The organism is Actinoalloteichus hymeniacidonis (assembly GCF_014203365.1).
In the GTDB taxonomy this organism is placed as follows: domain Bacteria; phylum Actinomycetota; class Actinomycetes; order Mycobacteriales; family Pseudonocardiaceae; genus Actinoalloteichus_A; species Actinoalloteichus_A hymeniacidonis.
In genome coordinates this window covers 3,912,135-3,931,014 of sequence record NZ_JACHIS010000001.1, presented here as the reverse complement: position 1 = coordinate 3,931,014, position 18,880 = coordinate 3,912,135, and the positions used below count along the sequence as shown (strand labels likewise).

At 69.0% G+C, this 18,880-nt stretch carries 20 protein-coding genes; 12 read left to right on the top strand and 8 right to left on the bottom strand.

From position 1 onward, the window contains the following. Positions 1 to 75 precede the first annotated feature (75 nt). The gene (locus tag BKA25_RS16190) at positions 76 to 1,254 is read right to left on the bottom strand and encodes a thiolase family protein (protein ID WP_069848622.1); all 1,179 of its coding nucleotides are present in this window, start codon (positions 1,252 to 1,254) and stop codon (positions 76 to 78) included. Between the two features lie 214 nt (positions 1,255 to 1,468). On the opposite strand from BKA25_RS16190, the gene BKA25_RS16185 reads away from it, so the two are divergent. After that, complete coding sequence (locus BKA25_RS16185) at positions 1,469 to 2,377, top strand: TerC family protein (protein ID WP_084642878.1); 909 nt, start codon at positions 1,469 to 1,471, stop codon at positions 2,375 to 2,377. Positions 2,378 to 2,392: 15 nt separating this feature from the next. Here the strand turns inward: BKA25_RS16185 and BKA25_RS16180 are convergent, their stop codons facing one another. Together BKA25_RS16180 and BKA25_RS16175 are read right to left on the bottom strand one after the other, a co-directional pair. After that, entirely contained in the window at positions 2,393 to 3,355 is a 963-nt protein-coding gene (locus tag BKA25_RS16180) for a glycosyltransferase family 9 protein (RefSeq protein WP_069848624.1), read from the bottom strand. Beyond that, positions 3,352 to 3,990 (bottom strand): ATP-binding protein, encoded by a 639-nt coding sequence (locus BKA25_RS16175; protein WP_069848625.1) that lies wholly within the window; start codon positions 3,988 to 3,990, stop codon positions 3,352 to 3,354. The genes BKA25_RS16180 and BKA25_RS16175 overlap by 4 nt, the downstream gene beginning before the upstream one ends. 219 nt (positions 3,991 to 4,209) lie before the next feature. On the opposite strand from BKA25_RS16175, the gene BKA25_RS16170 reads away from it, so the two are divergent. After that, positions 4,210 to 4,854: a D-glycero-alpha-D-manno-heptose-1,7-bisphosphate 7-phosphatase gene (locus BKA25_RS16170; protein WP_069848627.1), complete on the top strand. Its 645-nt coding sequence runs from the start codon at positions 4,210 to 4,212 to the stop codon at positions 4,852 to 4,854. Between the two features lie 302 nt (positions 4,855 to 5,156). Further along, complete coding sequence (locus BKA25_RS16165; RefSeq protein WP_069848629.1) at positions 5,157 to 6,410, top strand: glycosyltransferase; 1,254 nt, start codon at positions 5,157 to 5,159, stop codon at positions 6,408 to 6,410. A gap of 99 nt (positions 6,411 to 6,509) precedes the next feature. Here BKA25_RS16165 and BKA25_RS16160 read toward each other — a convergent pair whose 3' ends face one another. Both BKA25_RS16160 and BKA25_RS16155 read right to left on the bottom strand, forming a co-directional pair. Beyond that, positions 6,510 to 7,106: an SRPBCC family protein gene (locus tag BKA25_RS16160; RefSeq protein WP_084643634.1), complete on the bottom strand. Its 597-nt coding sequence runs from the start codon at positions 7,104 to 7,106 to the stop codon at positions 6,510 to 6,512. Between the two features lie 130 nt (positions 7,107 to 7,236). Continuing rightward, on the bottom strand, positions 7,237 to 7,476 hold the full coding sequence (locus BKA25_RS16155; RefSeq protein ID WP_069853563.1) for a DUF6480 family protein: 240 nt from the start codon (positions 7,474 to 7,476) through the stop codon (positions 7,237 to 7,239). Positions 7,477 to 7,887: 411 nt separating this feature from the next. Here BKA25_RS16155 and BKA25_RS16150 point away from each other — a divergent pair, with 411 nt between their 5' ends. The 6 genes from BKA25_RS16150 to BKA25_RS16125 all read left to right on the top strand — a co-directional run bounded on the left by BKA25_RS16150 (position 7,888) and on the right by BKA25_RS16125 (position 11,125). Next, on the top strand, positions 7,888 to 8,331 hold the full coding sequence (locus tag BKA25_RS16150) for an ATP-binding protein (protein ID WP_184285094.1): 444 nt from the start codon (positions 7,888 to 7,890) through the stop codon (positions 8,329 to 8,331). Continuing rightward, a complete protein-coding gene (locus BKA25_RS16145) occupies positions 8,328 to 9,110 on the top strand; it encodes a SigB/SigF/SigG family RNA polymerase sigma factor (protein WP_069848631.1) in 783 nt (260 codons plus the stop codon). Before BKA25_RS16150 ends, BKA25_RS16145 begins: the two co-directional genes overlap by 4 nt. Before the next feature lie 160 nt (positions 9,111 to 9,270). Further along, on the top strand, positions 9,271 to 9,498 hold the full coding sequence (locus BKA25_RS16140) for a hypothetical protein (protein WP_069848633.1): 228 nt from the start codon (positions 9,271 to 9,273) through the stop codon (positions 9,496 to 9,498). A 33-nt stretch (positions 9,499 to 9,531) separates the two neighbouring features. Continuing rightward, positions 9,532 to 10,128 (top strand): nucleotidyltransferase family protein, encoded by a 597-nt coding sequence (locus tag BKA25_RS16135; protein ID WP_236750685.1) that lies wholly within the window; start codon positions 9,532 to 9,534, stop codon positions 10,126 to 10,128. Next, positions 10,128 to 10,394, top strand: coding sequence for a BON domain-containing protein (locus BKA25_RS16130; RefSeq protein ID WP_069848635.1), 267 nt, complete (start codon positions 10,128 to 10,130; stop codon positions 10,392 to 10,394). The genes BKA25_RS16135 and BKA25_RS16130 overlap by 1 nt, the downstream gene beginning before the upstream one ends. Then, positions 10,391 to 11,125, top strand: coding sequence for a metallophosphoesterase family protein (locus BKA25_RS16125; RefSeq protein WP_069848637.1), 735 nt, complete (start codon positions 10,391 to 10,393; stop codon positions 11,123 to 11,125). Before BKA25_RS16130 ends, BKA25_RS16125 begins: the two co-directional genes overlap by 4 nt. Positions 11,126 to 11,156: 31 nt before the next feature. Here the strand turns inward: BKA25_RS16125 and BKA25_RS16120 are convergent, their stop codons facing one another. Together BKA25_RS16120 and BKA25_RS16115 are read right to left on the bottom strand one after the other, a co-directional pair. Then, entirely contained in the window at positions 11,157 to 12,317 is a 1,161-nt protein-coding gene (locus BKA25_RS16120) for an acetate/propionate family kinase (RefSeq protein WP_236750687.1), read from the bottom strand. After that, a complete protein-coding gene (locus BKA25_RS16115) occupies positions 12,314 to 14,872 on the bottom strand; it encodes an ATP-dependent Clp protease ATP-binding subunit (protein WP_069848639.1) in 2,559 nt (852 codons plus the stop codon). Before BKA25_RS16115 ends, BKA25_RS16120 begins: the two co-directional genes overlap by 4 nt. 220 nt (positions 14,873 to 15,092) lie before the next feature. Here BKA25_RS16115 and BKA25_RS16110 point away from each other — a divergent pair, with 220 nt between their 5' ends. From BKA25_RS16110 to BKA25_RS16100, 3 genes are all read left to right on the top strand, one after another. Beyond that, on the top strand, positions 15,093 to 15,644 hold the full coding sequence (locus tag BKA25_RS16110) for a DUF4383 domain-containing protein (RefSeq protein ID WP_069848640.1): 552 nt from the start codon (positions 15,093 to 15,095) through the stop codon (positions 15,642 to 15,644). A gap of 237 nt (positions 15,645 to 15,881) precedes the next feature. Next, complete coding sequence (locus BKA25_RS16105; protein ID WP_069848642.1) at positions 15,882 to 16,175, top strand: hypothetical protein; 294 nt, start codon at positions 15,882 to 15,884, stop codon at positions 16,173 to 16,175. A gap of 120 nt (positions 16,176 to 16,295) precedes the next feature. Further along, positions 16,296 to 17,003 carry a hypothetical protein gene (locus BKA25_RS16100; RefSeq protein ID WP_069848644.1) on the top strand — a complete coding sequence of 236 codons (708 nt, stop codon included), beginning with the start codon at positions 16,296 to 16,298 and terminating at the stop codon, positions 17,001 to 17,003. Between the two features lie 77 nt (positions 17,004 to 17,080). On the opposite strand, the gene BKA25_RS16095 is transcribed toward BKA25_RS16100, so the two are convergent. Continuing rightward, positions 17,081 to 18,613: a glycoside hydrolase family 1 protein gene (locus BKA25_RS16095; RefSeq protein WP_236750694.1), complete on the bottom strand. Its 1,533-nt coding sequence runs from the start codon at positions 18,611 to 18,613 to the stop codon at positions 17,081 to 17,083. Positions 18,614 to 18,880 lie beyond the last annotated feature (267 nt).

Here is an 18,880-nt window from a genome sequence, read left to right as displayed (position 1 = left end):
CATCCTCGACCAACCGTCCGACATGTTCGGGGAGGGCCCGGGCCCGGTGTGGTGGCCGGGCCGAGGCGAGCCGGGTCAGAGACGTTCGATGATGGTCGCGTTGGCCATCCCGCCGCCCTCGCACATGGTCTGCAATCCGTATCGCCCGCCGGTGTGTTCAAGGGTGTTCACCAGCGTTGTCAACAGTCGGGTGCCCGAGGCCCCGAGCGGGTGGCCGAGGGCGATCGCTCCGCCGCGCTGATTCAGCCGGTCCTCATCGGCTCCGAACTCGGCGGCCCACAGCAGGGGCACGGGTGCGAAGGCCTCGTTGACCTCGACGGCGTCGATGTCGCCGATGCCGAGGCCCGAGCGCTCCAACACCCGGTGCGTGGCGGGCAGGACGCCGGACAGCATCAGGGTCGGGTCGTCGCCCACCACGGAGAAGGAGTGGAAACGGGCACGTGGCCGCAAGCCCAGCTGCGCGGCCCGCTCCTCGCTCATGATCAGCGTCGCCGAGGCGCCGTCGGTCAGTGGGGACGAGCTACCGGGCGTGACCCGCCACTCGATCTCCGGGAAACGTGCTCCCGCGGCCTCGTCGACGAAGCACGGCCGCAGCGCGGCGAGCCCCTCCGAGGTGGTGCCGGGTCGCACCGTCTCGTCCCGATCGTGCACGCCATCCTCGACCGGCACTCCGACGATCTCGGCGTCGAACAGTCCGTCGGCTGCGGCGCGGGCGGCCAGCCGGTGCGAACGGGCGGCGAACTCGTCCAGTTCACCGCGACCCAGGTTCCAGCGGGCGGCCAACAACTCGGCGGCGATGCCCTGCGTCACCAGTCCCTCGGGATAGCGCGCGTCGATCCCGGCTCCGTACTGTTCGGCGTCCTGGATCGAGGAGAACATCGGCACTCGGCTCATCGTCTCGACCCCGGCGGCGATGACCACGTCGTAGGCGCCTGCCATGACGCCCTGCGCGGCGAAATGGGCCGCCTGCTGACTGGAACCGCATTGCCGGTCGATCGTCGTTCCCGGTACGTGCTCGGGGAAGCCGGCGGCCAGCACCGCCTTGCGAGTGACGTTGAAGCTCTGCTCGCCGACCTGCGAGACACAGCCGCCGATGACGTCGTCGACGAGGGCCGGATCGAGGTCGTTGCGCTCCTGTAGGGCCCGAAGGACCACGGCCAGCAGATCGACCGGATGGGTACCGGAGAGAGCACCGCCCGGTTTGCCCCGGCCGGAGGCGGTGCGCACGGTGTCGACGATCACTGCGCTGGTCATGGAGCATCTCCTTGCACGGTGCGGGAAGTGGTGTCCGCAGCCTGCCATCCGCCGATTCGGCAATAGACCATGCCCTAACGGATGTGTGGTCCGTGTGTCGATTCGAAATCTCCGAGATTGTCGATTTCTCGCCTATGTCCTTTCGCTATGGTCTCCCTGCGCGAGCGGTCCGAGAGTCGGTCCGCCGCATCATGTCTGGAAGAGGGGCGCAAGGATGGAGCTGTTGACCAGCCCGGAGATCTGGGTCGCATTCGCGACACTGCTTCTGCTGGAGATCGTGCTCGGCATCGACAACGTCGTCTTCATCTCCATCCTCGCCGGGAAGCTGCCTCCCGAGCAGCAGGCCAAGGCCCGCACGCTGGGGCTGACGCTCGCCCTGGTGACCAGGCTGCTGCTGTTGGCCTCGTTGTCGTGGATCATCGGGCTCACCGCGGACCTATTCCAGGTGTTCGGGATGGGTATCTCGGGACGAGATCTGATCCTGCTGTTGGGCGGGTTGTTCCTGCTCGGTAAGGCGACGTATGAGATTCACGAACATCTCGAAGGAAACGAGCACGCCAAGAGCGGCAAGGCGGCGTCCTTCGGTGCGGTGATCCTGCAGATCCTCGTGCTGGACATCGTGTTCTCGCTCGACTCGGTGATCACCGCCGTCGGTATGGTCGACGAACTCCCGGTGATGGTCGCGGCCGTCGTCGTCGCGATGATCATCATGCTCGTTTCGGCCGGGGCGATCAGTGAATTCGTCAACCGCCACCCCACCGTCAAGATGTTGGCGCTGACCTTCCTAGTCCTCATCGGCGCCAGCCTGATCGCCGAGGGCTTCGAACAGCACATCCCGAAGGGTTACGTCTACGGACCGATCGCCTTCTCGATCCTGGTGGAGTTCCTCAACCTGCGGGCCAAGGCGAACCGGGCCAAGAACCAGCCCGTCCACCTTCGCCCCACCTACGTCAAGGAGGACGAGCCCGTCGCGGTCGGCGCCCCGACCTCGACGACCGAGGGCACCGCGGCCAGCGCGGCAGGCACCTCGGCGGCCCCCGGCGCAGACGGGCCTACCCCGTCCGCCGCCGACGACGACGGCCCCGCTGTCGATCCGAAGGACGACCGCCCCGAACGGGGCTGATCGACACCCGCGCGATCACATCGCGAAGGTCCGCCTCGGCGTATCGGTGAGCAACCGCCGCGCCGAGGCGGCCACCCAATCGGTGCCCACCCCCAGCAGCGCCGGATCCGGGGTGTCGGCGAACACCTCGCCGCGACGAAGCCGGTCCGCCGACAACGCCAGGTGCGGGCCGCCCGGGGGCGGTCCCCATTCCCGCGCCGGGGTCGGACCCAGCAACACCACGGACGGGGTGCCGAAGGCGTAACTCAGATGCGCTACACCGGTATCACCGCACACGAGCAGCCGAGCGCGCGCGATGAGCGCGGTCAGGGCCGCCAGGTCGGTGCGACCCGCGAGGACGTGGCGCATGCTCAGTCCGGCCAGGCCCGCGACCTTCATGGCCAGCGGCAGTTCCGAGGAGCTCCCGGTGATCACCACTCGATGACCGGAGTCGTGGAGGCTTCGCGCCACCTTGGCGAAGCGTTCCACCGGCCATCGCTTACTGGCCTGCGGCGCTCCGGGGTGGATCACGACCGCGCGCGGCAGCCCGCCGGTGCGACGCGGGCGATCCAACCGCAGGTCGGTCGGATCGGCGGGCACGCCGTGCGCCGCGAGCAGCCTGCACCACCGCTCGCGCTCCGGAACGGCGGACTCCCATTCCGGCCCGTCCCAACCGGGAGCGCGATGCCCGATTCGATGTCCGGGACGCAGCGCGTCGAGAATGCGCGCGCTCTGTGGCCCCCGGTCGTGCAGGTTGACCACGATATCGGCGGAGTCCCGCCAGTCCAGGACGCGTAGTCCGTGGGCGGGCAGCACCTCGTCGACGGCGCCGGTCCGATAGACCAGCGGTTCCAGCGTCGGCGAGGTCGCCAGCACCACCCGATGGTCGGGATACGCCTCCCGCAGGCCGCGGAGCGCGGGAACCGAGGCCAGCAGGTCGCCGATGCCCAGCGCACGCAATACGACGAGGTGTCGTACCCGCCGAGTCCCCGTCCTCACTGTTCGCTCCCTGCCATCGGAGCAGGCACCACGGTCCCGTTGGCTCCCGAAGGAGCGTTCTCGATGCGCTCGGTGATCGGGTTCTCGCGCTCGTCGTCGCCTCCGACCGCCCGCGCGGCCATCGCGTCGACCACAGTGGACGACTCCGACACGCGCGCGGGATCGAACTCGTCGGCGGTCGGCCTGCCGTCCTGGCCGTGCAACGGGCGCCGCCGAACGCCGAGTTCCAGCTCCAGCGTGCTCGCCGCGGACTCGACGGTCGGTGGGTCGACCATTAGCCGAACGGAATCGCTGAGTGTCTCCAGGACATGCCAGCCGAAGGTGTCGCGATCGGGTCCCGCTGCGTTATCGGTCGCGCTGCGCAGCCGGAGGCCGATCCGGTCCGGCGCGATCCGGAATCGACAGTCGAGGACCGCGCCGGGCACGGACTGTTCGATGAGGACGGCGCACGCCTCCTCGACGGCGAGTCGGAGATCCTCGATGCGGTCCATGTCGAACTCCGCGCGCGCCGCGATGTCTCCCGCCAACCCTCTGACCAGGGCCACGCGCTGCTCCGTGGCCGCCACGCGCAGGAAGACGTCCTCGTCGCGTTCCGTCGATTCCGGGTGAACCTCGGTGGGCCGAATGGTCAACACATGATCACCTCGCGGTTCTCGACGGCGCGGCTTGTGGACTTGCAGTACCCGCACTCGACGTTCCTACACACCGAGAGTGACCCGCGTTCGACAGCTTTCCGTGATGTCAGCGGTCGAAGTAGTGCAGCGGGATCCCTAACCGGAGTGAAGGATAGCTACCCTCGGTAGTAATTGAAGACCCGGTGTTTGCCGCTGATCGGCCCGGCAACTCCTCCGCACATGAAGGGCACGAGTGTTGCGGCGACCGGACGACCGACTGGCCGGGTCTCGGCGGTGCTGTTCGACCGCGACGGCACGCTCATCGAAGAGGTGCCGTACAACGGAGATCCGAGTCGGGTGCGCCCCGTGCCATCGGCTCGTCGCGCGCTCGAGCGGCTTCGAGCCCTGGGCATCCCCGTCGGGGTGATCACCAACCAGTCGGGGCTCGGCCGGGGCCTGATGGCACCGGAGCAGGTCAAGGCCGTGAACCGGATCGTGGAGGCCCAACTCGGCCGGTTCGACGTCTGGGCGGTCTGCCCGCATCAGCCCACCGATCACGGCGGCTGTGCCTGTCGGAAGCCCAAGCCGGGGATGGTGCTGTCCTGCGCGAGCCGACTGGGCGTTCCGGTCAGCGAGATCGTGGTCATCGGTGACACGGGCAGCGACATGCAGGCGGCCCTCGCCGCCGGAGCAACGCCGATCCTGGTCCCCAGCCCGATGACGCTCCCGGTGGAGATCGAGCAGGCGCCCCTGGTCGCCGACGACCTCGACCTCGCGGTCCACCTGGCACTCGGCTTGGCACTGCCCCGCGTGATCGTGGAGGACGCGCTGCCGGGCCCCAGGACTCCGGAGCCGGGGCGCCGCCCGACCGGTCGACTGCACTGATCCCCGCCGCATCGGGACATCCCGACGTTCTGCGTCGGTGACCCGATCCTCGGCTGGGTGCTGTGCCCTACCGTGGTGAATCCGACCCGTTCGGTGCCCTCCTCCAGGATGCCCGCCCGTGCCGTGCCGGGGAGGATGGCCGAGGAAGGCACCGGCCCCACTGCGCGGCGGAACCGGTTGATGCTTCGACGGTCGTGATCGGCATCTCCACTGTCGGACGGCTCGACACATCCGGATCTCCCGGCCTGCGCTGCGGACCATCCGCTGGGTCCGTCGAGACGAGCAGCCGAGGGAGGGGTTTGATGAGGATCGCGATGATCTCCGCGCAGGCGGGCCCACTGTCCGGACCGGAGGACGAGGATTGCGGTGGCGCACAGGTCCACGTCGCCGAGTTGTCCGCAGCTCTGGTCGCCGCAGGACACGAGGTCTCGGTCTACATCAGACGTGATCGACCCACCGAACCCGCACCCACCGAACGTGCCGGTGCCCGCATCGTGTCCCTGCAGGCAGGACCGGCCTGTGTTCTTCCGGCGGAGCGACTTCTCGCCCAGCTGGGACTGTTCGCCAGGGGGCTCGTCGACAACTGGGCCACCGACCCGCCGGACGTCGTACACGCCCACTGCTGGATGTCGGGCCTCGCCGCGCTGCTGGCGGTTCGCGGACAGCCGTCGGACCGGCCCCCGATCCCGGTGGTGCAGACCTTCCGCGACCTCCAGTCGGTCCGCAGCCGGTTCGGCGAGACCCTGCCCGACACCGGTATCGACCCCTCGGAACGGCTCCGACTCGAACGTATGATCGCCTGCTCCGCCGACCGGGTGGCGGCGACCAGTGCCGCCGAGGTCACCGAGCTGGTACGGATGGGGGTGGCCAGGACGAACATCATCGTGGCGCCCTCCGGCGTCGACGTCGACCGGTTCACCCCCACCGGGCCCGTGGCGTCGCGCAGCGGACGGTTCCGGCTGCTGTGTGTGGGTTCCTCGCTGCCGCACACGGGCATCGACACCGTGATCGCGGCGCTGCGACTGCTGCCGGAGGCCGAGTTGGTGGTGGCGGGCGGGAACGCCTGTGACGAAACGGAACGCGATGCGGATCGGGACCGACTGCGGGCCCATGCGCAGCGATCCGGAGTAGCCGACCGCGTGCACTGGGCGGGTCCGACTCCTCGATCGAGGTTGCCCTCGGTGTTGCGTTCCGCCGATGTCGTCGTCTGTGCGCCCTGGTACGAGTCCTTCGGCACCGTCGCTCTGGAGGCGATGGCCTGTGGCGTGCCGGTGGTCGTCAGCTCGGTCGGCGGTCTGGCCGACACCGTGGTCGACGGGGTCACGGGTCTGCACGTCCCGCCGCGTGAGGCGAACACCTTGGCCTCGACGTTGCGCGCACTGATTCGGGACGCCTCGCGACGCCAGTCCCTTGGCGTGGCGGGTTGCGATCGGGCCAAGGCGCGCTATGCGTGGAACCGGATCGCGGCCGACACCGCACGCGTCTATGCCACCGTGCATGCGCCGCAGCGCTGTGTCGACCCGGAGTTGGCGGACCGAGACGTGGTGGTCGGCTGATCACCGGCGACCAGCCGCCGTGACCCGACCCCCGTGACGCGATCAGGGCCTTGCGAACCGGAGTGGTTCGCAAGGCCCTGATCGGGTTCTCGCCTCAGCTCAGCGTGGTCCGGGGCGCGGGCCTCCGGTGCGCGGTGCCTCCGGCTGCCCGGCCGGGTTCGGCGGTCCGGGACGCGGGCCCGGCTTCGGTCGATTGGCGGGGCCCGGCTTCGGCTTGGGCGCCGCCGGATCGCCCTCCTGCGCGGCACGGGGCACATCGCCGCGCCAGGCACCGGTCGCCTGGGCTCTGCCCTCGATGAACTCGCGGAAGCGCTCCAGGTCGCTCTGCACCTGGTGATCGACCAACCCTAGGCCGCTGCCCGCCTTCTCGACCGCGCCCGTCGGTTCGAACTCCATCTGCAGATGCACCCTCGTCGTGCTCGCATCCAAGCGGTGCAGTGTCACCACGCCGCTCTGGGTCGGGCCCTCCACCGAACGCCAGGCGATGCGCTCGTCGGGGTGCTGTTCGGTGATCTCGGCGTCGAACTCGCGCACCACGCCCGCGATCGAGGTCCGCCAGCGTGTCCTGGTCGGCGTCAGTTGCTCGATCCGGTCCACCCCCTTCATGAACTGGGGGAACGATTCGAACTGGGTCCACTGGTCGTAGGCCCGGGACACCGGGACATGCACGTCGACCGACTTCGTGATGGTCGTCACGACGATCCTCCATTCGCTGGACTGCGCTCCCGTTCGGGTACCCGCTACCAGCGGAATCACACCTTCCTGCCGCACCCGATCAGGTGTGGCGGGTCGGCTGTCGGCGAAGAACGGCCTTGGACCGGCGAGATCACAAGCCTGCGATGAAGGCGATGAGATGACGCACCACGAACACCAGGACGAGAACCAACAGCAGCACCATGAGCACCTGGACCAGGCGGTTGGCCCATCGGGGCGACGGGACGGTCTCGTTGTGCGAGACACCTCGGGTCGCGCTGCCCTCGGCGGGCGGTGTCGAGCCAGGCGGCACGCCGCCGCCCGGCTCGGACTCTGAGGGCGGATCCGGCTCGGGATCGGGAGGCAGGCTCATCTGCGCCGGGTACCCGACGCCGTCGGGCATAACCCCGATGTGATCGTGAGCCGTTCGAGGCGCCGTCGTGTCACCGAGCACCGGTCGCGGCGAGCAACCCGAAACGGGAGATCGATGGAAATTCTGTCACCGGGATGGGTGTTCTCCAGCTCGATCCGCGACGAGCTCGCCGTACCCGTTCGCCCCCGCCACCGGCGACGGTGCGTGTCCTCGGACGCCGTCGGACGCTGATCCGGGATCGGTCGGCGTGCCTGGTCCCGACGCTGAGGATGCGGTGTCCGGGCCGCCGATATGCCGGTCGATCCCGTCCGGGTGAGTGCCTGCCCAACCGAGGATCCCGGTGCGCCGGTCGCCGCCTGCTGCCCCCGACGGCCTCGGACGGGGACCGGACGATCGGTAGCCTCGGGCCGCGTGAGCGCAGCCGAACAGATCCCCGATCAACGTCGCTGGCGAGCCGACTCGGTCGACACCACCGAGGTACGCGTCGCGGCGGACGCTGCTCGGCTCCATGTCGTGCGCAGCGTCGTCGCGGGTCTTGCGCTGCGTGCGGACTTCGACCTCGACGCGGCCGACGACTTGCGGTTGGCGGTGGACGAGGCATGCTCGTCTCTGGTGCGCCTGGCCATACCCGGAACACGGCTCGTGGCCCGGTTCCAGGTCGCGCCGGACGCGATCACCGGGAAGGTCACGGTGATCGCGGCCGAGGACGCCGTACTCCGGCGGGACACCTTCGGGTGGCGGGTGTTGACGACGCTCGTCACGGAGGTCACCGCCGTCGCACGGACTTCGGAGCACCGCACCGGGCAACTGCTGGAGATCGAGTTCGTCAAAGTCCGCAGGGAGGCGATTCCGTGACTCAGCGCTCGCCGGTGAGCAGCCGGGATCAGACCTACGAACACCTGCTTCCGCTGTTCGTGACCCTGACCGAGATCTCGGAGGGCGATCCCCGGCGGAGTTCGGTGCGCGAGCGCCTCATCACCGAGCATCAGGCGTTGGCGCTGCACATCGCGCAACGGTTCAGTAATCGGGGCGTGGCGATGGACGATCTCGTACAGGTCGCCAATGTCGGTCTCATCCAGGCCGTCGACCGGTTCGATCCCGCGCGGGGCACCGACTTCCTGGCCTTCGCGGTACCGACCATCATGGGCGAGGTACGCCGCTACTTCCGGGACCGCAGCTGGTCGGTGCACCTCCCACGAAGGCTGAAGGAACTGCACCTCGCGATCAATGCGGTGGTCCGCGAGCTGTCCCAGGTGCTCGGTCGGGCACCGACCTCGAATGAGATCGCCGCCAAGCTGGGCATCTCCCGCGAAGAGGTCATCGAGGGTCTCGAGGTCCGCCATGCCTACCGGTCGTCCTCCCTGGACGAGGTGCTGGGTGACGAGGACTCCCCGGCGCTGAGCAGCACGCTGGGCGCGGAGGACCCGGAGATGGTGGTGGTGGAGAACCGCGAGGCACTGCACCCGTTGTTGGCCGCGCTGCCCGAACGCGAGCGCACCGTGCTGTTGCTGCGGTTCTTCGGCAACATGACACAGACCCAGATCAGCGAACGGGTCGGTGTCTCGCAGATGCACGTCTCCCGCATCCTGACCAAGACGCTGCGGCACCTGCGAGAGCAGCTCGCCGACAGCTGATCCGCTGCGTCGGTCCTGCCCGTAGGGGAGACCCAGCAGGCGCTCCTCGGCCACGAGCCGCTCAGGCGCACCGTTTGGCTTCGCCGAGCCGAGGGTACCGAATACGACATCGGGTGAGGATCGTCACCCGATCAGGGATTTCGGTCTCGGGAGGCAGGATATGCAGGCTGTGCTCTTCACCGTCTCCGACGACATCCCCGGTTCGGTCGCGGTACGCCGCTCCGACTCGGGAACGATCGAGGTGACGGTACGTCGTGGCCAGGTGATCACGGCGGAATTCGCTCAGGTGTTGTCCGATGCGATCGCCTCGGTGACGCGACCGACGACCGTCGTATCGGAGACGATCGAGGCGGTGGTCGAGACTCCGTCTCCTCGCAGCGCGGCCTGATCAGGCCGCGCAACACAGCGGAGGGTGTCGTCGATGAGTACCGATTCACGCCTCATGATGGACGCATCGCAGGTCGATCGGCTGGTGCGGACACTGACGCGCGTCGCCACCACTCTGCAGGCGCACCGGATCCCGTTCGCGGTGACGGGCGGGCTCGCGGTCTATGCCAGGGGCGGACCCGAGACCGATCACGATGTGGACCTGCTTCTGCGACTCGGCGATGTCGACAAGGCGGTCGAAGTCCTGGTCGAGGCCGGTCTGCGAGCGGTCGATCCACCCGAGGACTGGCTGTCCAAGGTCTACGACGGAGAGGTGCTCGTCGACCTGATCCACCGGCCGAACGAGCGTCCGGTGACGGACGAGACTCTGAACCGTGCCGAGCCGATGCGAGTGGGCGCGGTGCTGGCTCCGGTGGTCACGGCCACCGACGTCGTGATCGACAAGCTGCTCGTCTTCGGCCCGCATCGGTGCGACTTCACCGAGGCGCTACCGCCTGCCCGTGCGCTGCGTGAGCAGGTCGATTGGGCGAAGGTCGAGGCTGCGACCGAGACATCGCCGTATGCCGCCGCCTTCCTACTGCTGATCGACAGATTGGCGGTGGCCGAGACCGGAGTGAAGCGGAGGTCGTGATGAGCGAACGGAACCAGCCGGAGCCACCGCAGTACGCGGTGGAACAGATTCGCCAGGCCCTGGCCTCGGATCCGCGTACCTCGGAACTGGGCGTCCAGGTCAGCGTTCGCGCCGACGTGGCATACCTCGATGGCGAGGTGACCGGTGCGGCGCGCGCACAAGCGTTGACCGAGGTCGCCCGTGATGCCGGTGCAGGGCTCCAGGTGCACAACCGGGTGCGGGTGACCGAGGCACGCGGGCCGTCCACGGCCGAGGAGCTTCGGTGATCCGCATCGCCGCCGTGGGCGATGTGCATCTCGACCCGTCCACGGCGGGGACCCTGCGCCCGGCGCTGAACTCGGTGGCACGGCAGGCCGATCTGCTGCTGCTCGCCGGGGATCTCACCCGACACGGCACCCTCGACGAGGCCCGGACCGTCGGCGAGGAGTTCGCCGAGCTCGGCGTGCCGGTGGTCGCGGTGCTGGGAAACCACGACTATCACTCCGATCAGCAGGACGAGGTCGGTCGTGTGCTGGCCGCACACGGGATCACGGTGCTCGAAGGCGACTCGGTGGTCTTCACCATCGCAGGTCTCAGCGTCGGGATCGCCGGGGTGAAGGGCTTCGGCGGTGGTTTCGCGGGCCGGTGTGGCACCGCGTTCGGCGAACCCGAGATGAAGGCGTTCATCGACCACACGACGGCGATCGCCGGGCGCCTGCGCCGGGCACTGCTCGCACTGGACGTCGACGTCCGGCTCGCGTTGACGCACTACTCGCCGGTCACCGACACGCTGCGAGGCGAACCGCTGGAGATCTATCCCTTCCTGGGCTCGTATCACCTCGCCGAGGCGATCGACGAGGCGGACTGCGCGCTGGCACTGCACGGACACGCGCATTACGGCACCGAGCACGGCACGACACCGGGCGGAGTACGGGTCCGCAACGTCGCCCAGCCCGTGCTGCACTCCGCCTATGCGGTCTACGACCTCGAACCGCGCGACCCGCACCGGCGGGAGTAGACGCCGATGCGCCGAACACCGGCGGGCGCGGTCACCGCCGCACGATGGCGGCGGCCTCGGCGGCCAGCGATAGTTCCTCCCTGGTCTGGATCACCAGGACCGGTACCGCCGCGCCCTGCTCACTGATCAGCCCGTCGTTCGATCGGTTGCCCGACAGGGAGTCGGACACCCCCAGCAAGGCGAGCCGCGCGCAGACGGCGGAGCGGACCTCCGGCTGGTCCCAACCGATCTCTCCCGTGAACACCACGGCGTCGATCCGGTCGAGTGCGGTCGCGCAACCCGCCAGTTCCCTGGCGGTCCGGTGTGCGAAGACGGCCAGCGCCAGCTCCGACGCCGTGTCGCCCTCCGCCGCAGCGGCCACCAGATCGCGGGTGTCTGCGGAGCGGCCGTTGGACAGACCGAGCAGGCCGGACCGGTGGTACAGGCCGTCGGCGAGGTCTGCCGAGGTCAGCGGATCCTCCTTGGTGAGCAACCACAGCAACATGCCGGGATCGACGCTGCCGGAGCGCGTGGTCATCGGGAGCCCCTCCAACGGGGTGAACCCCATCGACGTGTCCATGCTGCGCCCACCTCGAACCGCGCAGACGGACGCCCCGCCACCGAGATGCGCCAGCAACAGCCGATCGGCCGCCCCGGGCAACAGCGCGGCGGCTCGACGGGTCGCCCACTGGAACGACAGTCCGTGGAAGCCGTAACGTCGCAGGCCGAACCGCTCCCGCCACCGCGCGGGCAGCGGATAGGTCGCCGCCTCCTCGGGCAGCCCCACGTGAAAGGCGGTGTCCGGGCACAACACCTGCGGCCGGTCGGGCAGGCGGTCCCGGGTGTACTCCAGCAGGTGCAGCGCGGCGGGGACATGGGCGGGGGCCAGTGAGGCCGCCTGCCACGCGGCCCGGATCGAGTCCTCGTCGGCGAGTGTGGCCTTCCGGACCTCGCTTCCCCCATGGACCAGCCGGTGGGCGACGGCGTCCACCTCGACGCCGCTGTGGGACGCCTCGTCGAGCAGCCCGTCCAGCAGCTCGTGTGTCTCCTCGCGGGAGGGCAGGTGCGAGATGGTGCGTTCCGCCAGCACCGTCTCGTGTTCGGCGTCGACCAGGTGGCTCTTCAGGCTGCTCGATCCGGCGTTCACCGTCAGCACGGTGGTCACAGCTGCCTCCTGCTCCTCGCCCGGCCTGCGGTGGACCGACGTCGTCACCGCTGGTCGTCGGTGCCCTGCTGCTCCTCGGCGGGTTGATGGATGCGGAAGTCCAACTCCTCGTCTGCCGCCGACACCCGGACGTGGCCGCCCGCCTGTAGCGAACCGTCCAGCAGTCGGGCGGCGAGGGGGTTGTCCACCTCGCGTTGGATGGTGCGCCGCATCGGACGGGCCCCGAACTCCGGCTGGTGGCCGTGTTCGGCGATCAGCCGCACGGCGTCCTCGTCGAACTCCACGGTGATGTCCATGTCGTTCAACCTGTTGCGGGTGTCCTCCAGAAGCAGCTCGGTGACCTCGTGCAACTCCCGGGCGTCGAGTCGTCGGAAGATGATGATCTCGTCGATGCGGTTGATGAACTCCGGTCGGAAGGACTCGCGTAGCCGGGCGGTCAGCCGTTGGCGCAGGTCGGCGTCGCCGTCGCCGGTGCCGCTCTGGAAACCCAGGGTGGTCGCCTTGCCGAGCAGATCCGAACCCAGATTGGAGGTCATGATCAACACGGTGTTGCGGAAGTCGACGGTGCGGCCCTCGCTGTCGGTCAGGCGCCCGTCGTCCAGGATCTGCAGCAGCAGATTGAACAGGTCCGGATGCGCCTTCTCGATCTCGTCGAGCAACACCAGCGAATAGGGCCTGCGCCGCACCGGCTCGGTGAGTTCCCCCGCCTCGCCGTAGCCCACGTAACCGGGCGGGGCGCCGACCAGCCTGCTGATCGTGTGCCGTTCCTGGAACTCGCTCATATCCAGCCGGATCATCCGGTCCTCGTCGCCGTACATGGTGTCGGTGAGGGCCTTGGCCAGTTCGGTCTTACCCACCCCGGTCGGCCCGAGGAACAGCAGGCTCGCCACCGGCCGCCTCGGGTCGCCGAGGCCCGAGCGGGACCGTCGGATCGCCTCGGCGACGGTCGAGACGGCATCGCGCTGGCCGATGACCCGCTCGTGCAGTCGGTCCTCCAGCCGCAGGAGTCGATCGCGTTCCTCCTCGGTCAGCTGGTTGACCGGGATGCCGGTCGCCCGGGCCACCACCTCGGCGATGTCGCCCACGCTGACCTCGGTCACCGACCCACTCGGCGGCATCCTGGCCTCGCTGATCTCGGTGCGCACCGACTGCATCCGGTCCCGCAGCTGGGATGCCTTCTCGTACTGCTCCTGGGCGACCGCCTCGTCCTTGTCCCTGGCGAGCTGGTCGAGCTGCTGCTCCAGACCTCGGACGTCCCCCGGCGGCGTGCTCCGACGCAGCTGGCGCCGGGCGCCCGCCTGGTCGATCAGGTCGATGGCCTTGTCGGGCAGGTGCCGGTCGTTGATGTACCGATCGGACAGCACCACGGCCGCCTCCAACGCCTCATCGGTGTAGCGGACCTGATGATGCGCCTCGTAGCGGTCCCGCAGCCCGCGCAGGATCGTCACCGCGTCCTCGACTCCCGGTTCGGACACGGTGATGGGTTGGAACCGGCGTTCCAACGCCGCGTCCTTCTCCACCGTGCGCCGGTATTCCTCGAGGGTGGTGGCCCCGATGACATGCAGCTCGCCTCGGGCCAAGGCCGGCTTGAGCAGATTGCCCGCGTCCATGCCGCCCTCGGCACCCGCACCGGCTCCGACCATGGTGTGCAGCTCGTCGATGAAGATGATCAGGCGTTCGTCCTCCCTGATCTCGTCGACGACCTTGCGCATCCGCTCCTCGAAGTCCCCTCGGAATCGGGTCCCCGCTACCAGACCGGCCAGGCTCAACTCGACGACACGGCGACCCATCAGGGAATCCGGCACCTCGCCATCGTGGATGCGCTGGGCCAGTCCCTCCACGATGGCCGTCTTGCCGACGCCCGCCTCCCCGATCAGCACCGGATTGTTCTTGGTGCGTCGGGACAGCACCTCGATCGTCTGCTCGATCTCGTCGGCCCGACCCACCACGGGATCGAGCCTGCCCTGCCGGGCCAGATCCGTGAGGTCCTGGCCGAACTGGTCGAGCGTCGGAGTCTGACTCGGGGTCGTCGACGCGCCTGCGGCCGAGGGCGCCGTGCCGCCGGGGGGAGTGTTGTTCGCCCGGCCCTCGGCGGCCGAACGCAGTGCCTCCGGGGTGATCCTGGCGGCGGAGAGAAGTCGCCCGGCACCGGAATCGGGATTGGCGGCCAAGGCCAACAACAGATGTTCCGGTCCGATGTAGGAGGAGCCCAGGCCCCGGGAGAGCTGGTAGGAGTCCAGTAGCGCGCGCTTGGCGGCCGGGGTCAGCATCGGCGCGGCCTGCTGATGCCCACCCGGAGGCGTCTGCTCGTCGATACGACTGGCCAGCAGATCGGGATCGGTGCCCGCTCGGCTGAGCAGCTCGCGGGTCGACTCTGCGCGCGTCGCGGCCCACAGCAGCTGTTCGGCATCGAGATCGTCGCGGCCGCGCTCCGCCGTGTGCTGGGCGGCGGCGACGACCATCTGCCGGGCCTGCTCGCTCATCAGGCGGGTGAAGTCGACCCGTCGCACGCCGTGGCGCGGATCGGTGGAGCCGAAGAAGCGGGCGAGGAACTCCTCGAAGGGGTTCGCCCCGAAACCGCCCGCATCGCCGAGACCGGTCATGGTCAGCTCCCCTATCCCGCGTTGGATCCGCGCGTCCGAGCCCTCGGGCGTGTGCAGGCCCGGGATTACCCGGGCCCGCCCGCCCGAAACGGTTGCCGCCGCCTGGCGAGGTCCGGCCTGGGTGCCGTGCCTGGCCGCCCCATCGGGTTATCGGGGAGGGCGTTCGGGTAGCCGCTAGACGTACGGATCGAGAACTCACTTCGGACCCAAGGGAGGGGCGATGGTTCAGACTCACGGGGCGCGTGCTGCCGACGCGAGCCCGTCCACGTCCGCAGCCACCACTGCGGCACGGGTCGTGGGAACGATCTTCCTGCTACTCGGTGTGTTGGGATTCATTCCCGGCATCACCACCAACTACGACACGATGCAGTTCGCGGGACACGAGTCCGAGGCGATGCTGTTCGGCATCTTCCAGGTGTCGGTCCTGCATAACATCCTGCACCTCATCCTCGGTGCCGCGCTGCTGGCCGCAGGACGTGCGGCGGCTGCCGCCAAGGGCATGCTGATCGGTGGTGGTGTGGTTCTGCTGGCGCTGGGCCTCTACGGCGCGCTGGTCGACCAGCAGAGCACGGCGAACTTCTTCCCGATGAACGGCGCGGACAACTGGCTGCACCTCCTTACCGGCCTCGGCCTGCTCCTGCTGGCCCTGCTGCCGGGTAGCCGCCAGGATCGGTCGTCGGACACGATCGATGCGTCGAGGCCGTCCGAGTCCTCGGCGACCGACGCCACCAGGTCGCACCGACCTGGTTCGGGGCCCGTGTACGGGCACTGATCGGTTCTCATCACGGTGCGGTCGGTCGGAGTGGATCCGGCTGGCCGCACCTACGCGTGCTCTCGGGTGGGCATCGCACCTCGGCGAACACCACGCGGTCCCGAGATCCGTCACAGCTTTCAAGAGGTTCACGCGATGTTCGCCTGATCGAGCTACCTCCAGGCGAGGGCAGCCCGGTGTAGTGGTGCGGAGCACTGGGTAGGACGGAGGAACAACGTACCCACGCGGGGGAGGACCATGACCATGGACCAGTGGATCGAAGCGCGGGAGATGCGTGAGGGCACCTACGCCGTGGTGATGCATCGGGCCCAGCAGACGACCCACCACCTGGTCGTGTACAGCGTGACCTTCCCGGCCCGGATCGGGCTCTCCGATGCCGACGGTCGACGACTCGTCGAGGCGGCCGTCGGCGTGCTGGCGGAGCGTGGCGGCGACATCGAACACGACATCGACCTCGATTGGCTGGTTCACCTGGACGAGAACTTCCTGCACGAATTGCAGGAGCGACTGGTCGGCTCCACCACGGTCTGAGGCGATACCTCGGCGTGCCCGCCGGTTCGGGACTCGCGCGAATCATCGGCCGACTCCCGGATGGTCTGCGGCGCCTGCGGGTATCCGGTGCCTATCGCATCCGGTCTGGGGAGGTAGTTGATGTCGCATCGGAACACCGTGGTCCGCGCCGTACACGATGTCGGGCTCGCCGCGTGGTTCGGCGGGTCGCTCATGGGCGCGGTCGGGCTCACCGGCGCATCGGAGGAGAGCTCCTCCGCCACCGAGAGAATTCACATCGTGACGGCGGGGTGGCGACGATGGGCCCCGTTCAATGCCTTGGCGATCGGTACGCATCTGCTCGGCGGTATCGCGTTGACCAGGGCCAATCGCCAGCGGATCGCCGAGCATCGCAGTGTCGCCGCTTCCAGTGCGGTCAAGGCCGCGCTGACCGGTCTCGCGCTCGCCGCCACCGTCTACTCAAAACAACTCGGCCGCAGGCTCGACGAGATGACCGATCAGCCGTCCGCGCGCGGTGACCAAGAGGCAGACCAGGTCGACCCGGAGATGGTGGCGCTGCAGCAACGACTTCGGATGGTGCAGTGGGCGGTTCCACTGCTGACCGGCGCCATCGAGGTGGTCAACGCGCTGCACGGCGAGCAGCAGCGAGGCGAACGACACCACGAGCATCATGACCACCACCGGCACCCGCATCGTCGTCACGAATCCGAGGATCATGGGCGGCACTGGCAGCGCCGAGGCCTGCATGGGCATCGTTGGCACCGCGGGCACCACCAGTGCGGACACTCCACTCAGGCCCAGCCCGAGCACAAGGGCCACGGACGTCGTTGCCGGGGCCGGTGGCACTGACTTAGCCGGAACAGACCGACCAGACGGGGAACACGCCCGGGGCGCCGCCGCAGCCGCGCCCCGGGCTTCCTATCGAATCAGCCGGTCGGATCCGACTCGGCCACCTCGGTGTCGGCTCCGGACCGCTGTGCTCTGAGCAGCTCGCGGTACCAGTGGAACGAGGCTCGCGGGGTCCGCTGCTGGGTGTCGTAGTCCACCCGGACGATCCCGAACCGGGGTCCGTAACCCAGTGCCCATTCGAAGTTGTCCAGTAGCGACCAGAGGAAGTAGCCCCGCACGTCGATGCCCGCCGCGATCGCCTCTCGCAGTACCGCGAGGTGTTCGGCGAGGAAGTCGATGCGCTCCGCGTCGTCGGGGGCATCGTTGCCCGCAACGCCCGTGGTCGACGCCGGGCTCGCGGTGGCAGCGGATTCGGTTGGCTCGTCGGTGTGCTCGGGCGGCACACCCTTCGCTGCGGGATCGGGATAGGCGCAACCGTTCTCGGTGAGATAGATCGGCGGCAGTGTCGCGTGTCGATCGCGCAGCCCGGTGAGCACCTCACGCAGTCCGGCAGGCTCGATCGGCCAGTTCAGGCCGCTACGGCGTGCCTCGGCAGGCCGATGCGTCCGATCCGAGCCCAGGTCGTCGGCGTTGCGTGCGGCCGGGTCCGGTTCGGCATACGGGGCATCGGAGACATGAATCCGGTAGTAGTAGTTCAATCCGAGGAAGTCCAGCGGCGCGGCGATGGTGGCGAGATCCGAATCGTGCCGGAAGGAGAAGTCGGACACCCCGGCGTAGATCTCGGTGAGCTCGGCCGGATACCCGGCGCCGAGCACCGGGTCGCTGAACTGGTGGTTGAGCACGCAGTCCAACCGGGCCGCCGCTGCGATGTCGGCCGCCGTGTCGGTCACACCGACCACGGGGGAGCGGTTCAGCGTGATGCCGAGTCGATCATCCGGTCGTGCCTGGTCGCGCAGAGCCGTCACCGCCAGCCCGTGCCCGAGCAGAAGATGGTGGGCGGCGGCCAGCGCGCCGTGGCCCTCCCTGGCGCCCGGCGCATGCCTGCCCTGTCCGTAGCCGACGATGGAGGACACGTACGGCTCGTTGAGTGTGATCCAGTTCTCGACCAGATCGCCGAGTTCGTCGTGCAGGGCCACGGCGTAGTCGGCGAAGCGCAGCGCGGTGTCCCGGGACCGCCATCCGCCGGTCTCCTCCAACGCCTGCGGCAGGTCCCAGTGATACATGGTGACGAACGGCGAGATGCCTCGGTCGCGCACCGCGCTGAGCACCCTGCGATAGAAGTCGATGCCCTTGCGGTTGACCGGTCCGCGCCCCTCCGGCTGGATTCGAGGCCAGGCGATGGACAGCCGGTAGGCGTCGACACCGAGCTGATCGAGCAGTTCGACGTCCTGCGGCCAACGGTGGTAGTGGTCGCACGCCGGATCGCCGCTCTCGCCTCGGGCCACCGCACCGGGTCGCCTGCTGAAGGCGTCCCAGATGGAGTCGCCTCTGCCGTCGGCGTCCACGGCACCCTCGATCTGATAGGACGAGGTCGCCACGCCCCACACGAAGGAGGGCGGGAAGCGCAGTCCGGGGGCGTCGACATCGCGGGCGGCTGCGGGAATGGGCACAGAGGACTCCTGATCGCCGTTGGGGGCGGTCCGTCGTCGAGACCGCGGCCCCATGATCTCTTTGGAGCGCTCCCATGAGCAAGGGCGGCCGGTCGTCGGCCGGTTTGACAGCTGCCCGAGAACAGGAAACGGCCCCCGAAGTCGCTCCTGCGCGTGGGACGCGCAGGGCCGAGCCGGACTGGAGCTCGGCACTTCGAGGGCCGGGTGACTACCTGGTATTCGCCGACCGCAGTTCCCGTCGCGCACTCCCGGTGTGTGGCCGGGGGT

Excerpts from the sequence above, each read along its gene's own strand:
- BKA25_RS16165 (WP_069848629.1), top strand. The coding sequence starts at position 5,157 with ATGAGGATCGCGATGATCTCCGCGCAGGCGGGCCCACTGTCCGGACCG.
- BKA25_RS16170 (WP_069848627.1), top strand. The coding sequence starts at position 4,210 with ATGAAGGGCACGAGTGTTGCGGCGACCGGACGACCGACTGGCCGGGTC.
- BKA25_RS16130 (WP_069848635.1), top strand. The coding sequence starts at position 10,128 with ATGAGCGAACGGAACCAGCCGGAGCCACCGCAGTACGCGGTGGAACAG.
- BKA25_RS16185 (WP_084642878.1), top strand. The coding sequence starts at position 1,469 with ATGGAGCTGTTGACCAGCCCGGAGATCTGGGTCGCATTCGCGACACTG.
- BKA25_RS16155 (WP_069853563.1), bottom strand. The coding sequence starts at position 7,476 with ATGAGCCTGCCTCCCGATCCCGAGCCGGATCCGCCCTCAGAGTCCGAG.
- BKA25_RS16115 (WP_069848639.1), bottom strand. The coding sequence starts at position 14,872 with ATGACCGGTCTCGGCGATGCGGGCGGTTTCGGGGCGAACCCCTTCGAG.
- BKA25_RS16140 (WP_069848633.1), top strand. The coding sequence starts at position 9,271 with ATGCAGGCTGTGCTCTTCACCGTCTCCGACGACATCCCCGGTTCGGTC.
- BKA25_RS16110 (WP_069848640.1), top strand. The coding sequence starts at position 15,093 with ATGGTTCAGACTCACGGGGCGCGTGCTGCCGACGCGAGCCCGTCCACG.
- BKA25_RS16100 (WP_069848644.1), top strand. The coding sequence starts at position 16,296 with ATGTCGCATCGGAACACCGTGGTCCGCGCCGTACACGATGTCGGGCTC.
- BKA25_RS16105 (WP_069848642.1), top strand. The coding sequence starts at position 15,882 with ATGACCATGGACCAGTGGATCGAAGCGCGGGAGATGCGTGAGGGCACC.
- BKA25_RS16190 (WP_069848622.1), bottom strand. The coding sequence starts at position 1,254 with ATGACCAGCGCAGTGATCGTCGACACCGTGCGCACCGCCTCCGGCCGG.
- BKA25_RS16135 (WP_236750685.1), top strand. The coding sequence starts at position 9,532 with ATGAGTACCGATTCACGCCTCATGATGGACGCATCGCAGGTCGATCGG.